Genomic DNA, 13,661 nt, shown 5'->3' on the forward strand with positions numbered 1-13,661 from the left:
AGTCATCCAGTTTGAAGGATTGGGCTCCACGTGGATGCCTTCCTCCCCTTGTGGGGAGGGATAAAGGGTGGGGGTCTCCTTCGACCGAACTCCACGGCCCGAGCCGCTTAAACCTTCGGACCCTCGAGCATCGCCAGACCTGTCGGCGCGAAGATCATGCCGCATTCGTCGTGGGCGATGTGGGCGGTGATGCCGAAGACTTGGCGCAGGCGCTCGCCGGTCATGATGTCGGCGGGCCTGCCTTCGGCGACGATGCGGCCTTCGGCCATCACGATCAACCAGTCGCACCAGCGGGCGGCGAGGGTCAGGTCGTGGAGCGAGACCAGGATGGCGCGGCGCTCGCCGGCGAGGCGGCGGAAGGCGGCCATCATGATCATCTGATGGGCGGGGTCGAGGCCGGAGACGGGTTCGTCGGCGAGGAGAATCGGCGTCGTCTGTGCCATGGCGCGGGCGGCGAGGACGCGGGCCTGTTCGCCGCCGGAGAGTTCGGTGACGGGGCGGTCCGCGAGCGCGGCGATATCCATGGCCTCCATCGCGTCGCTAACGATGGCGAGGTCGTTTGGCGACAGCGCGCCCAAGCCGCGCCAGGGAGAGCGACCGAGGCGGACGACGTTTTCGACAGATAGCGGCCACGCGATGGCGCGGGCTTGCGGGAGGAATGCGATTTCGCGCGCGCGGGCGCGGTCGCTCATGGCGGCGAGGTTCTGGTCGTCGAGTTCGACAGTGCCCGAGAAGGGCAGCAGGCCGGACAAAGCGCGCATCAGCGTCGACTTGCCGGCGCCATTGGGGCCGAGGAGGCCGACGACTTCGCCGGGCTGAAGCGACAGCGCGACATCGTGGAGGATGGCGCGGCCGGACAGGCTGACGGAGAGGTTGCGGGCGGTGAGCATCAGAACAGCTCCCGCCGGGCGCGCACGACCAGCCACAGGAAGAAGGGCGCGCCGATCAGCGCCGTCAGCACGCCGACATTGAGTTCGCGCGTCGGCACGACGAGGCGGGCGGCGATGTCGGCGCCCAGAAGCAGCGCGCCGCCGCCGAGCGCGCTCGGGACGAGAAGGCTCGAGGGCAGGCGGTCGGTGAAGGGGCGAACGAGGTGCGGGACGACGAGGCCGATGAAGCCGATGGCGCCGGCGACCGCCGTGCCCGCGCCGACGGCGAGCGCGGTGCCGAGCACGACCAGGAGCCGGGTCCCCGAGAGGCGGATGCCGAGGCTGGAGGCGGCTTCCTCGCCGAGCGACAGCGCGTCGAGCGCGCGGGCGGAGGCGGCGAGCAGGAGCCAGCCGAGCGCCATCAGCGGCAGCGCCAGCCAGACATGGCTCATTGAGCGGTCGCGCAGGGAGCCGAGCAGCCAGAAGATGATCTCATAGGAGGCGAACGGGTTGGGCGACAGGTTCAGGATGAGCGAGGTCAGCGCGCCGGTGAGGCTGGTGAGCGCGACGCCGGCGAGGATGAGCGTGAGCGTCGCGCCGTTGCGCGCGGCGATGGCGAGGAGGAGCACGACGGACAGGGCTGCACCCGCGAGCGCGCCGGCCGGCAGCGCATAGAGTGAGGCGCCGGCAAGCCCGGTGTAGAAGATCGCCACCGCGCCGAAGGATGCGGATGAGGTGACGCCGATGAGGCCGGGCTCGGCGAGTGGATTGCGCAAGAGGCCCTGCAGCACTGCGCCGGCGAGGCCGAGGCTGACGCCGATGGTGAGCGCGAGGAGCGCGCGCGGTAGGCGGATTTCCTGCATGATGATCATGGCGGCCGCGTCGCCGCCGGCGAAGAGGCCGTCGACGCTCGATCGCAGATCGAGATCGGCCGGGCCGACGAGCAGCGAGGCGGCGGTCAGGACAAGGCAGGCAAGGCCGAGGATGGCGTTCAGCATCGCGCCTTCTACCGCGCCGGATCGCAGGAAGCGATCTCTTCGCGCAACTCGGTCAAGGCGCGGACGGCGTCGATGACGAACGGCCCGCCGCAGGCCCAGGCACCGCGCGGAACGAACGCGCCGATGCGCGACGTTTCGAGCGCGCGCAGGGCCGGATGGTGCGCGATCTGGTCAGCGAGGGCAGGGGCGTCCGCCATCGGCTCGGAGACGATGACGATGTCGGGCTGCTGGGAGACGAGTTCTTCCAGCGGCAGCGGCGTCATGGCGGAATAGCCGAGTTCGGTCGCCAGATTGGTCAGGCCTGCGGCGTCGATGACGCTGTCGGCGAGCGTGCCTTCGCCAAGGACGACGCCGTTCTGCTCGTAGGCGATGGCGGTCGGTTTCATGGGGCATTGGCGGGCGCGCAGGGCGGCGAGGTCGCGCTCGTAGGCCGATGCGATGGTTTCAGCCTTCGCGTCCTGCCCGACGAGGGAGCCCATGCGGCGGATTTCGCCGGGGATGGTGTCGACGGACTGGTTATAGGCGAATTCCTCGACGGCGAAGTCCAGTGTTTCGAGGAGGGCTGTCGTGTTGTGGAGCGAGAAGGTGCCGGTGACGACGAGATCGGGTTTGGAGAGGAATACTTCTTCGGCACGGCCGCTGTTCTTGGGATAGGGCGCGGCGTCAGTGTGGAGGAAGGAGAGGGAGGGGTCGAGGGAGAGGTCGGAGAGCGAGGCGATCTGTTCGGGCTCGGCGAGGAGGAGGACGAGTTGGTCGGTGCACACGTTCATCGACATGATGCGGGGGAGGTCGGCGGCGTGGGCAGAGCTCATGCCAATAGTGGCAAAGCATGCGAGAAGCACCCCCCTCTGGCCTGCCGGCCATCTCCCCCTCAAGGGGGGAGAACATGCTCGTCGCCGAAGCGCTTGATCTCCCCCCTTGAGGGGGAGATGGCCGGCAGGCCAGAGGGGGGTAGTGACAAAGCACCCACCTTCACGATCTGCCGAACCGTTTTGCATCAGAACCTCGACTTGAAGCCGGCGAAGGCGCCGAAGCCGGGCGTGTTGTAGCCGCGGACGGTCTGGTAGTCCTGGTCGAGCAGGTTTTCGGCGCGGACGTAGAACTCGGTGCTTTCGGTTGCCTGGTAGGCCACCTTGGCGTTGACGAGTACGTAGTCGTCGAGTTCGAAGGCACCGGCATCCACCGTGTCGACCGCGATCTTGGCGTCGGCGGAGATCGTCCACTTTTCCGCCGGGCGGTAGGCTGCCGACAGGCCGATCTCGTGGCGGGGGACGCGGACGGTGCGATTGCCGTTGGCGTCGCGGGTGGAGGTGTAGGTGTAGGCTGCGCCGAGAGCCAGCCACTCGTTGACGTCGTAGATGACGGAAGCTTCGACGCCGCGCTGCTTCGACGTACCATCCGTCTGCTCGTACGTGAAACCTGTGCCAACGTTGTTGACGATCAGGTCGTCGATATCGAGGTAGAAGAACGTGACGTCGAGAACCGCACGATCATCGAGCAAGCGCTGCTCCACTCCGACGTCGAAGGAAACGCTGGTTTCGGGCTGAAGGGTTGGGTCGCCGACGGATGGTCCTCCCGTAAACGAGGGCGGGGCGAACAGTTCGTAGAGGCTTGGAGCCCTGAATCCGGTTCCGAGCGACGAGTGGATGCGTGTGCCAGTGTCGAACTCGTAGGAACCGGTAGCTCGATAGGTCGTGTAGCTACCGAACTCGGAATGGCTGTCGTGGCGAAGACCCCCGGTGAACACGAAGCCGGCCACCGGTTCGGCGACGATCTGGCCCCATACGCCTGTCAGAGAGAAATCATTGTCCGTGTCCGTGCCGAAATTGTCGGTGATTCGGGCATCCTGCTGCTCGTGGTCGGCGCCGTACTGCAGCGTCAGCCAGTCGTTCGCATCGAACGCGCCCTGATAGTCGAACTTTGTGCGACGGCCGCCATAGTCAGCATCGAATGGACCGAACGCCGATGCCGAGCGGATGCGGCGATCGATGTTGAAAGCCTGCACGGAGAACTGGTTTCGGAGACGCCCGTCCAACAGATCGACGTTGAAGCCGGCGCGTCCAGCCACTTGCCTGCTGAGATTGCGATTAATCCCCAGCGGATCGTCGGCCGGTGGAGAAGCGAAATCCTCATCATACTCGGCCTTCGCATCGATGTAGAGCAATGACCCGAACACCGACACGGCCTCGTTCACGCGGTACTCGCCCGCGGCGTCGAAGGTGACGTTCTCGTAGCCGTCGCGCTCGCTTCCAGCCGCCGCCGCCGAGATGCCGTCGGTGCGGAAGCCGGCGATGTTGATGGCGGCTTTGGCGTCTTCGTTGGCGGCGCGCAGGCCGTAGGAGCCGCGGGCGGTGCCGAAGGAGCCGCCTTCGCCGTGCAGGAGATGCGTCACGCCCGGCTCGATGTCGCCGAGCGTCGACAGGCCGATGACGCCGGCGATGGCGTCGGAGCCGTAGAGGGTCGATTGCGAGCCCTTCAGCACCTCGATCGTGTCGATGCCGGACGAGAGGAGATACTGGTAGGAGGTCTGGACCTGCGGGCTGGTCGGGTCCGAAATGTCGATGCCGTTATAGAGTGTCTTGACGTAGCGGCGTGGTGCGCCGCGCACCGAGAGCGAGCCTTCGCCGCCGGGGCCGCCGGGGGTGGAGATGGAAATGCCGGGCAGGCGGTCGAGATAGTCGATGACGAGCGGCTGCGACTTTTCCTCGATCTCCTCGCGGGAGACGGTCTCGACGCGCGAGCCGGTCTTGGTCGCGTCGGTCGGCGCGCGGTTGGGCGTGACGACGATCTGCGGCAGTTCGGTGAACTGGGCGTGTGCCGGCAGGCTTGCCAGAATGGCGATGGCGGAGACGGCGCAGGCCGTGCCGAAATTGGAAATATGCATTCGATCCCCCGTGCCGGCCACGTGTCGCGGGCGGCAGCTCAAGCTTCTCAACGATGCTGGGAAAAGGAACCGTTGCAGCCCCGATATCGCCAGCGATGACAGAAGTCACCACTGCGAAACACAGCCCCGGACACGCCCCGCATCCGGCAAAAGGTGACACTCGAGGCAGGTTTCCTGGCTCGCGCTTCGGCGGATCATTCCCCTTCCCGGGCGAGCCCAGTGGGTTGTCGAATGTCCTCGGCGCTTACAGTTGCGGGGGCAGCCACGGCTCGGACGAAGCTTCGTCCTTCCGTATTCCCTCTTAGCCAGCGTCCGACGACGCTAGGCACCTCAAGCTGTCGGATGGGTAGCAGGGCGAGAAAGCCCGCGTCAATCGGCGCTGTCACCAACTTGTTATCACTGCATGCTTCTGTGGCCCGGCCGCCACTTGGGTGGCAGGCGACGTAACGTCAATTTTTGTCGCATCAGTGGCGAAAAAGCGCCATCCATGTCGCATTTGCGCGGTTAGCGGCAGGCGTTGCGGGGCACATTCAGCGCCGAACATCCTGATCCGGCATCGTTTTTGACAATGACGGGCCGATACGGGATGCTAGGGGTTCAGGCAAAAATAATGGGAGATGACAGTCATGAGGTTCTTCAAGAGCGAAGGCGATCGCGTTCCCGCGCATATCGAAAAGATGGCGGAAGAGGCCAAGGCCGGCGATCTGGACCGTCGCGAATTCCTGGCGCTGGCCAGCACCTTCGGCGCGACAACGGCGCTTGCCTACTCGATGCTTGGCATGGCGATGCCGGGCAAGGCGCTTGCGCAGGACGCAGGCGAGCCCGTCACCGGTGGCACGCTGCGCGTCGCCATGTTCGTCAAGGCCAACAAGGACCCGCGCACGGCCGACTGGTCCGAAATCGCCAACGGCATGCGCCAGTCGCTCGAGCCGCTGGTCAAGTATACCCGTGACTTCACCTTCGAAGGCCGGCTGCTGGAAAGCTGGGAAGTCAACGAGGACGCGACCGAATACATCCTCAACGTGCGCCAGGGCGTGACCTGGACGAATGGCGACGAATTCAATGCGGACGACGTCATCTACAATCTGACGCGCTGGGCCGACCAGGAAGCCGAAGGCAACTCGATGGCGACGCGCGTCTCATCGATGATCGATCCGGAGACCAAGAAGCTGCGCGAAGGCGCGATCGAGCGCGTCGACGATTACACGATCAAGCTGACGCTGCCCGAGCCGGACGTGTCCATCATTCCCGGCTTCGCCGACTATCCGGCGCTGATCGTCCATCCGACCTTCGACGAGACCGGCGCGGACTGGGTGGCGAACCCGATCGGCACCGGGCCGTTCGAACTCGTGTCCTATTCGGTCGGTGACCGCATCGTCTTCCAGCGCCGCACCAATGGCGCGTGGTGGGACGGCGAGGCCTATCTCGACGGCATCGAGTTCATCGACTATGGCACCGATCCGGCGGCGATGGTTTCGGCCTTCGAATCCGGCGAGGTCCACACCAATTACGAGACGACGTCGGACTATCTCGACATCATGGACGGCATCGGGCTCGTGCGGTCGGAAGTCATGACGGGCACGACGCTGTGCATCCGCATGAACGTCGACAATGCGCCCTATGACGACCAGAACGTGCGCAAGGCCGTGCAGTATGGCGTCGACAACAACGTCATTCTCCAGCTCGGCATCGACAATGCCGGCGAGAAGGCCGACAACTACCACGTCGCGCCGATCCAGCCGGACCACGTCGAGATTGCCACGCATGAGCGCGATGTCGAGCGCGCCAAGCAATTGATGGAAGAAGCCGGCCAGATGGATTTCGAGCACGAAATCATCTCGGTCGACGAAACCTGGCACCGCAATTCGTGCGATGCCGTCGCCGCGCAGCTTCGCGATGCCGGCTTCAAGGTGAAGCGGACGGTGCTGCCGGGCTCGACCTTCTGGAACGACTGGACGAAGTATCCCTTCTCCGCCACGAACTGGAACATGCGCCCGCTCGGCATCCAGGTCATCGCGCTCGCCTACAAGTCCGGCGGAAGCTGGAACGAGACGGCTTTTGCGAACGAAGAGCTCGACGGGCTGATCGCCCAGGGCCTGGCGATCGGGGATTCGGAAGAGCGCAAGGAAGTGATGGGCAAGATCGAGACGATCATCCAGGACTCGGGCATCATCATCCAGCCCTACTGGCGCACGCTCTACAACCACTCGGTCGAGGCAGTGAAGAATCACGGCATGCACCCGACCTTCGAGATCGATCTCGGCAAGGTGTGGCTGGCCGAAGGCGCCTGATCACGCGCTTGCGACGCGAAATGCGGAGGCCGCGACCCGGCCTCCGCTAGACTGCTTCGGGAACATAACAATAAAACCCCAACCAGAACGGCAGGGGGCACATGCTGTCATTCATCCTACGGCGTCTCGGCGTCATGGCACTCACCATGGTCTGCCTGACGCTGGTGGTGTTCTTCCTCGTCAATCTGGAGCCGAATTTGCGGCGCCTGTCGATCAGCCAGATCGACATGCGGTCCTCGGACGCGCAGATCGAGCAATGGCTGGTCAATAACGGGTATCGCGAGCCGTTCTTCGTTCGCTACGGCCAGTGGCTCGGCGTGGTGCCCAAGCATCCGGCGACCAATGCCGCAGGCGAGCCGCAACCGCGGTTCAGCTACTGCTCCGGCCCGATGGAGCCGGGCTATTCGGGCATCATCCAGGGCGACTGGGGCTGTTCGACCAAGTTCCGTACGTCGGTCGAGGACAGGCTGTTCCCGGCGCTGGCGGCGACGGGCAAGCTGATGTTCTGGGTGATGGTGACGATGGTCCCCATCGCGCTTTTGATGGGTATCCTCGCGGGGATGCGGGAGGGCACGCGGACGGACCGCACCTTGTCGGTTGCCGCGATCACCACGACAGCCACGCCCGAATACGTCTCGGGCGTCATCTTCACGGTGATCTTCGCTTCATGGCTCGGCTGGCTCAACGGCTCGGCCGCGAGCGCGACTAATCAGGGCATCACCTTCAATAATTTCACCTTGCCGGTGATGACCATGGCGATCTACGGCATCGGCTACATCGCCCGCATGACGCGCGCCTCGATGGTCGAGGTGATGACGCAGCAATATATCCGCACGGCGCGGCTGAAGGGTCTCGGCTTTTCGACCGTCGTCATCAAGCACGCGCTGCGCAACGCGCTGATCGCGCCGTTCACGGTCATCATGCTGCAGTTTCCATGGCTCTTGACCGGCGTCGTCATCGTCGAGGTGATGTTCCGCTACCAGGGGTTCGGCTTCACGCTGGTGGAGGCGGCCGGCAATAACGACATCGACATGCTTCTCGGCTGTTCGCTCGTCTCGGTCTTCGTGGTCTTGTTCACGCAGCTCATCTCCGACGTCGGCTATGCCTATCTCAATCCGCGCATTCGCGTTCAGTAGGGGGCGGGCATGGAGCACGAATATTTGAGCGCATTCGGCATTCTGACCGGCGTCCTCGCCAGGTTCTGGCCGGTCTGGATCGCGCTTGCCATCGTCCTCGGCGCGAGCTTCGCGTTCCGCAAACGGCTTGGTCTTTACGGCGAACTCTTCGGCAATCCGGTCGGCGTGGTCGGCGTGACGATCTGCTATTTCTGGCTGTTCACGGCGATCTTTGCCGGCACCATCGCGCCGTTCGATCCGCTCGGCCAGATGCTGATGATGAAGGACGCGCTGCCCGGTGCGATCGAGACGGAATCCGGCCAGGCCTATCTGTTCGGCGGTGACCGGCTGGCGCGAGACATCTTCTCGCGCACCATCTATGGCAGCCAGATCGTGCTCCTGATTGCGCCGGCGGCGACGGGATTCGCGCTCATGGTGGGCACGACGCTGGGGCTGCCGGCTGGCTATTATGGCGGGCGGATCGACTCGTTCCTGTCATTCCTCGCCAATCTCGTCCTAGCTTTCCCGGTGATCCTGCTCTTCTATCTGCTGGTCACCCCCGGCATCATGGAAACGCCGATCCCCTATGCGATGGCGGGGCTGTTCTTCCTGTTCCCGATCATTTTCTTCGCCACGCTCTTCTATACCCGCAACAAGCACCGGCCGGGCCTGCTCGCGATCCAGCTCGGGCTGACATTTCTGATCGGCGGCTGGATCTATGCGGGGCTGGTGTTCGACGCCGACCCGCTTCGTCTCATCCGTATTTCGCCGAACGAGCTCAACATCTTCGTCGCGGTGGTGTTCGCATCGAGCCCCGGCGTCTTCCGCATCGTGCGAGGGCTGGTGATGGACATCAAGACGCGCGACTACGTGGCGGCGGCGCAGACGCGGGGCGAGACGCCCTGGTACATCATGCTGTGGGAAGTGCTGCCCAATGCGCGCGGGCCGCTGATCGTCGATGCGTGCCTGCGCATTGGCTACACGACGATCCTGCTCGGCACGCTCGGCTATTTCGGCCTCGGCCTGTCGCCCGAAAGTCCCGATTGGGGAACGGCGATCAAGGATGCGAGCCGCCTTTTGCGCGCCTATGTGCATCCCGCGCTTCCGCCGGTCATTGCGCTGATGAGTTTCGTTCTGGGTCTCAATCTGCTGGCGGATGCGCTGCGCGAGCAATCGTTGAAGGATTGATGCCATGAACGAGACCGTCAAATCCTCCACCGTCGAGGGCGCCGCGCCGATCCTGGAGATCGAGAACCTGTCCATCTCCTTCTTCACCAAGCGCGGGGAAATCCCGGCGGTGATGGATTTTTCCTGCTCGGTCATGCCGGGCGAGGCAATGGGGATCGTGGGGGAGTCCGGGTGCGGGAAGTCGACCGTGTCGCTCGGCATCATGCGCGATCTCTCCAATGTCGGGAAGATCGTCGGCGGGCGGATCAAGTTCCAGGGCCGCGACATGGGCGACATGTCGGATGACGAACTTCGCGCCATTCGCGGCAACAAGATCGCGATGATCTACCAGGAGCCGATGGCGAGCCTGAACCCGGCCATGAAGGTCGGCAAGCAGTTGATGGAAGTGCCGATCATCCACGAGAAGGTTTCCAAGAAGGAAGCCTATGACCGCGCGCTCGACATGCTGACGGCCGTGCGGCTGCCGGACCCCGCGCGCATCATGGATTCCTATCCGCACCAGCTTTCGGGCGGCCAGCAGCAGCGCATCGTCATCGCCATGGCGCTTCTGTCGAAGCCCGCGCTGCTGCTTCTCGACGAGCCGACGACGGCGCTCGACGTAACGGTGGAGGCCGGCATCGTCCAGCTCGTCAAGGATCTCGGCAAGCGCTTCGGCACGTCGATGATCTTCGTGTCGCACAATCTCGGCCTGATCCTCGAGACCTGCGACCGGATAACGGTGATGTATTCGGGCGAGGCGGTGGAGACGGGCTCGATCCGCGATGTCTTCGACCATATGCGCCATCCCTATACGCAGGGGCTTTTCCGCTCGATCCCGCTGCCGGGCGCCGACAAGAACTCGCGGCCGCTGATCGCCATTCCCGGCCAGTTGCCACTGCCGCACGAACGGCCGAAGGGCTGCAATTTCGGCCCTCGCTGCCACCATTTCGTGGAGGGCGTGTGCAACGCCGCCGAAATTCCGATGGTGGTGGTCGAAGGGCATGAAGGGCATTTGAGCCGCTGCGTGCGGTTCGACCAGATCGACTGGGCGGCGCTGCCGGAAGGCGCGAAGACGCAGAAGGAAGCGGTGAAGCCGGGCGCGCCGGTGCTCAAGATCGAGAAGTTGAAGAAGCACTACGAGGTCGCGGCCAATGCGATCTTCGGCGGCGGCGACACGCGCACCGTCAAGGCCAACGAGCAGATCAGCTTCGAGGCGCGCGAAAGCGAGACGGTTGCGATCGTCGGCGAGAGCGGCTGCGGGAAGTCGACGCTGGCGAAGGTGCTGCTGGGACTGGAGACGGCGACCGACGGGACGGTGACGCTCGACAACAAGTCGATCGGCGGTACGCCCATCGAGGGCCGTGACACGGAGACGATCTCGTCGATCCAGATGGTATTCCAGAACCCGTTCGACACGCTCAATCCCAGCCATTCGGTCGGCGCGCAGATCATCCGCACGCTGGAAAAGTTCAAGGTCGGCAGCAACACCGCCGCACGCAAACAGCGCATGTTCGAACTGCTCGATCTCGTGAAGCTGCCGCGCGCGTTTGCCACGCGCATGCCGCGCCAGCTTTCGGGCGGGCAGAAGCAGCGCATCGGCGTCGCGCGCGCCTTTGCCGGCAATGCGCGGGTGGTGGTGGCCGACGAGCCGGTGTCGGCGCTCGACGTCTCGGTGCAGGCGGCGGTGACCGAACTTCTGATGGACATCCAGCGCAAGAACAAGACGACGATGCTGTTCATCAGCCACGACCTGTCGGTCGTGCGCTATCTCGCCGACCGCGTGGTCGTCATGTATCTCGGCCACATCGTGGAGCAGGGGACGACCGACCAGATCTTCGCGCCGCCCTACCACCCCTATACCGAGGCCCTTTTGTCAGCGATTCCGATCGCCGACACGTCGGTGGTCAAGAAGCACATCGTGCTCGAAGGCGACATTCCCTCGGCCATGAACCCGCCTTCGGGCTGCCCGTTCCAGACGCGCTGCAACTACAAGCATCTGGTGCCCGGCAACAAATGCGAGAGCGAGCTGCCACCGCTGCGCGAGCTTGGCGGCGGGCACAAGAGCCTTTGCTGGCTCGACGATGGCGAACTGGCGAAGATGGAGCCGGTGATCAGCTTCGATGGCGACAAGCCCATTGACGCTGCCAGCCTGCCGCCGACTGCGGATGCGCCGCGCGGCCATGTGCAGGACGCCGCAGAACATCCGGTGGACGATGGCGTGCCGGGCGGCGAGCCGCCGGTCGTGGCGTCGAAGGCGGCGACGGCGGTGCCGGGTGATTCCGCGCCGGAAAAATCGCTGACGGAAGCGGGCGAGGGGCGGTCTGCCGCGAGCGCCGAGGTGAAACCTGGCCTTGCCGCCACCGCGAAGGAAGAAGCCGAGGCGGCGGGGTCGATGGCGAAGCCGAGCCGGCCCATCGACGTGGCGGCTTCGCCCGAGGAAGCGCGCCGCGCGATCGGTGCCCGGCCGGTGAACGGTTCGGACAAGGGCTGAAGCGAGAAGCCTACTGCGATTTAAAAGGAGCGGCATGTTATGTCGCTCTTGTTGTATCGTTCTATCGATGCCGGCGTGAACTGGCGCAATCATCGTAACGCGGTGTCGTATTTCTTCTAGCGAAGCCTGCGGCCGCTTTGCACATTGGCGGCATGACACAGCAGCGCCGCCGCCGTTCCGCCGACCGTGCCCGCCGATCCGAAGATGCGGGAATCGCGCAATTGCCGCGCCGCGCGGTGCGCAATCCCTATCCGCCGATGGCGCTGCTCTCAGCCGACCAGATCGAGGCGATCCACGACGCCTCGATGCACATCCTAGAGAATTTCGGCGTCGAGATCATGAGTGCGCGGGCGCGTTCGATCTTCGCGGCGGCGGGGGCGGACGTCGATCATGCGAGCGGGCTCGTCCGGCTCGACCGGGGGCTCGTGCTGGAAGCGGTTGCCAAGGCGCCGTCGTGGTTTCACCTGACGCCGCGCAATTTGGCGAACCGGCTGACGATCGGCGGCGATGCGATCAATTTCACCCTCGTCGCCGGCCCGCCCAACGTCCACGACATGGAGCGCGGGCGGCGGTCGGGAAACTATGCGGATTATTGCGACCTCGTGCGGCTGGCGCAGCATTTCAACTGCATCCACATGCTTGGCAACCAGGTCTGCGCGCCGATCGAACTGCCCGCCAGTTCGCGCCATCTCGACACCTATCGCGCCAATCTCAAGCTGACCGACAAGGCGTTTCACGTCTCCGCCATCGGCGCGGGGCGGGCGCTGGACGGTGTGAAGATGGCGGCGATCGCGCGGGGGCTGACGCTCGATGAGATGCGCGATGACCCAGCGGTGACGACGATTATCTCCGTGAACTCGCCGCGCCGGTTCGACGGCGACATGCTGGACGGCATGATCGCGATGTCGGAGCACGGCCAGTCGGTCTGCGTGACGCCGTTCACGCTGATGGGGGCGATGAGTCCGGTGACGCTGGCGGGCGCGCTGGCGCAGCAGAATGCCGAGGCGCTGGCCGGCATCGCGTTGACGCAGCTCGTGCGGCCGGGCGCGCCGGCGATCTATGGCGCGTTCACCTCGAATGTCGACATGAAGTCCGGCGCGCCGGCCTTCGGCACGCCGGAGAACACGAAGGCGAACATCGCCTCGGGGCAGCTCGCGCGGCGCTATGGCCTGCCCTACCGCACGACGCCGGGCTCGGCCTCCAATGCCGCCGATGCGCAAGGCGCCTACGAAACCATGATGGCGCTGTGGGGCGCGATCCTCGGCCACGGCAACCTCGTCTACCACGCCGCCGGCTGGCAGGAGGGCGGGCTGACGGCGAGCTTCGAGAAGTTCGTCATCGACGTCGAGATGATCCAGCACATGATGGAGTTTCTGCAGCCCATCGCCGTCGATGAGGGGGAACTGGCACTCGACGCGCTCGGCCGCGTGCCGACGGGCGGGCACTTCTTCGGCGATGCCCACACGCTGGAGCGCTACTCCACGGCGTTCTACCAGCCGATCCTGTCGAACTGGCAGAACTATGAAAGTTGGGAGGAGGCGGGCGGGTTGGACGCGACGCACCGCGCGACGGCGGTCTGGAAGAAGGCGCTGGAGGAGTATGTGGAGCCGGCGATGGATGCGGGGGTTCGCGAGGCGCTCGATGATTATGTGGCGCGGCGGCGCGAGGAGATCGGGGGCGGGGAGCCGTGATTTTCGCTGATCGCTTGAAGTCGGCGCTCTACGGCGCCCCCCTCTGTCCTGCCGGACATCTCCCTCGCATGGGGGGAGATTACGCGGTGTCGGCGACGAGACTGATCACCCCCTCGCGGGGGAGATGTCCGGCAGGACAGAGGGGGGCGCGAAGG

At 65.0% G+C, this 13,661-nt stretch carries 9 protein-coding genes and 1 riboswitch; of the genes, 5 read left to right on the top strand and 4 right to left on the bottom strand.

The window, feature by feature from the left end; genetic code table 11:
* Window positions 1-107: 107 nt before the first annotated feature.
* The 4 genes from ACT6QU_RS11915 to ACT6QU_RS11930 form a co-directional block, all read right to left on the bottom strand.
* Window positions 108-890 (bottom strand): ABC transporter ATP-binding protein, encoded by a 783-nt coding sequence (locus tag ACT6QU_RS11915; RefSeq protein ID WP_444564649.1) that lies wholly within the window; start codon window positions 888-890, stop codon window positions 108-110.
* Window positions 890-1,867, bottom strand: a complete 978-nt coding sequence (locus tag ACT6QU_RS11920) for a FecCD family ABC transporter permease (RefSeq protein WP_444564648.1) — start codon at window positions 1,865-1,867, stop codon at window positions 890-892. The genes ACT6QU_RS11915 and ACT6QU_RS11920 overlap by 1 nt, the downstream gene beginning before the upstream one ends.
* Before the next feature lie 8 nt (window positions 1,868-1,875).
* On the bottom strand, window positions 1,876-2,679 hold the full coding sequence (locus ACT6QU_RS11925; protein WP_444564647.1) for an ABC transporter substrate-binding protein: 804 nt from the start codon (window positions 2,677-2,679) through the stop codon (window positions 1,876-1,878).
* A 185-nt stretch (window positions 2,680-2,864) separates the two neighbouring features.
* On the bottom strand, window positions 2,865-4,751 hold the full coding sequence (locus tag ACT6QU_RS11930) for a TonB-dependent receptor plug domain-containing protein (protein WP_444564646.1): 1,887 nt from the start codon (window positions 4,749-4,751) through the stop codon (window positions 2,865-2,867).
* Between the two features lie 148 nt (window positions 4,752-4,899).
* Window positions 4,900-5,099: riboswitch (cobalamin riboswitch) on the bottom strand.
* A 278-nt stretch (window positions 5,100-5,377) separates the two neighbouring features.
* On the opposite strand from ACT6QU_RS11930, the gene ACT6QU_RS11935 reads away from it, so the two are divergent.
* The 5 genes from ACT6QU_RS11935 to ACT6QU_RS11955 all read left to right on the top strand — a co-directional run bounded on the left by ACT6QU_RS11935 (window position 5,378) and on the right by ACT6QU_RS11955 (window position 13,506).
* The gene (locus tag ACT6QU_RS11935) at window positions 5,378-7,042 is read left to right on the top strand and encodes an ABC transporter substrate-binding protein (RefSeq protein ID WP_444564645.1); all 1,665 of its coding nucleotides are present in this window, start codon (window positions 5,378-5,380) and stop codon (window positions 7,040-7,042) included.
* 101 nt (window positions 7,043-7,143) lie between these two features.
* Complete coding sequence (locus tag ACT6QU_RS11940) at window positions 7,144-8,178, top strand: ABC transporter permease (protein WP_444564644.1); 1,035 nt, start codon at window positions 7,144-7,146, stop codon at window positions 8,176-8,178.
* A gap of 9 nt (window positions 8,179-8,187) precedes the next feature.
* Window positions 8,188-9,345, top strand: coding sequence for an ABC transporter permease (locus ACT6QU_RS11945; protein ID WP_024588785.1), 1,158 nt, complete (start codon window positions 8,188-8,190; stop codon window positions 9,343-9,345).
* Between the two features lie 4 nt (window positions 9,346-9,349).
* Complete coding sequence (locus ACT6QU_RS11950) at window positions 9,350-11,815, top strand: dipeptide ABC transporter ATP-binding protein (RefSeq protein ID WP_444564643.1); 2,466 nt, start codon at window positions 9,350-9,352, stop codon at window positions 11,813-11,815.
* A 152-nt stretch (window positions 11,816-11,967) separates the two neighbouring features.
* Window positions 11,968-13,506 carry a trimethylamine methyltransferase family protein gene (locus ACT6QU_RS11955; RefSeq protein ID WP_444564642.1) on the top strand — a complete coding sequence of 513 codons (1,539 nt, stop codon included), beginning with the start codon at window positions 11,968-11,970 and terminating at the stop codon, window positions 13,504-13,506.
* Window positions 13,507-13,661 lie beyond the last annotated feature (155 nt).

The organism is Aliihoeflea sp., assembly GCF_052435475.1.
In the GTDB taxonomy this organism is placed as follows: Bacteria; Pseudomonadota; Alphaproteobacteria; order Rhizobiales; family Rhizobiaceae; genus Aliihoeflea.

What these genes read in the sequence shown, in the direction of transcription:
- ACT6QU_RS11925 (WP_444564647.1), bottom strand. Translation starts at nt 2,679, where the DNA reads ATGAGCTCTGCCCACGCCGCCGACCTCCCCCGCATCATGTCGATGAAC.
- ACT6QU_RS11940 (WP_444564644.1), top strand. Translation starts at nt 7,144, where the DNA reads ATGCTGTCATTCATCCTACGGCGTCTCGGCGTCATGGCACTCACCATG.
- ACT6QU_RS11920 (WP_444564648.1), bottom strand. Translation starts at nt 1,867, where the DNA reads ATGCTGAACGCCATCCTCGGCCTTGCCTGCCTTGTCCTGACCGCCGCC.
- ACT6QU_RS11935 (WP_444564645.1), top strand. Translation starts at nt 5,378, where the DNA reads ATGAGGTTCTTCAAGAGCGAAGGCGATCGCGTTCCCGCGCATATCGAA.
- ACT6QU_RS11950 (WP_444564643.1), top strand. Translation starts at nt 9,350, where the DNA reads ATGAACGAGACCGTCAAATCCTCCACCGTCGAGGGCGCCGCGCCGATC.
- ACT6QU_RS11945 (WP_024588785.1), top strand. Translation starts at nt 8,188, where the DNA reads ATGGAGCACGAATATTTGAGCGCATTCGGCATTCTGACCGGCGTCCTC.
- ACT6QU_RS11955 (WP_444564642.1), top strand. Translation starts at nt 11,968, where the DNA reads ATGACACAGCAGCGCCGCCGCCGTTCCGCCGACCGTGCCCGCCGATCC.
- ACT6QU_RS11930 (WP_444564646.1), bottom strand. Translation starts at nt 4,751, where the DNA reads ATGCATATTTCCAATTTCGGCACGGCCTGCGCCGTCTCCGCCATCGCC.
- ACT6QU_RS11915 (WP_444564649.1), bottom strand. Translation starts at nt 890, where the DNA reads ATGCTCACCGCCCGCAACCTCTCCGTCAGCCTGTCCGGCCGCGCCATC.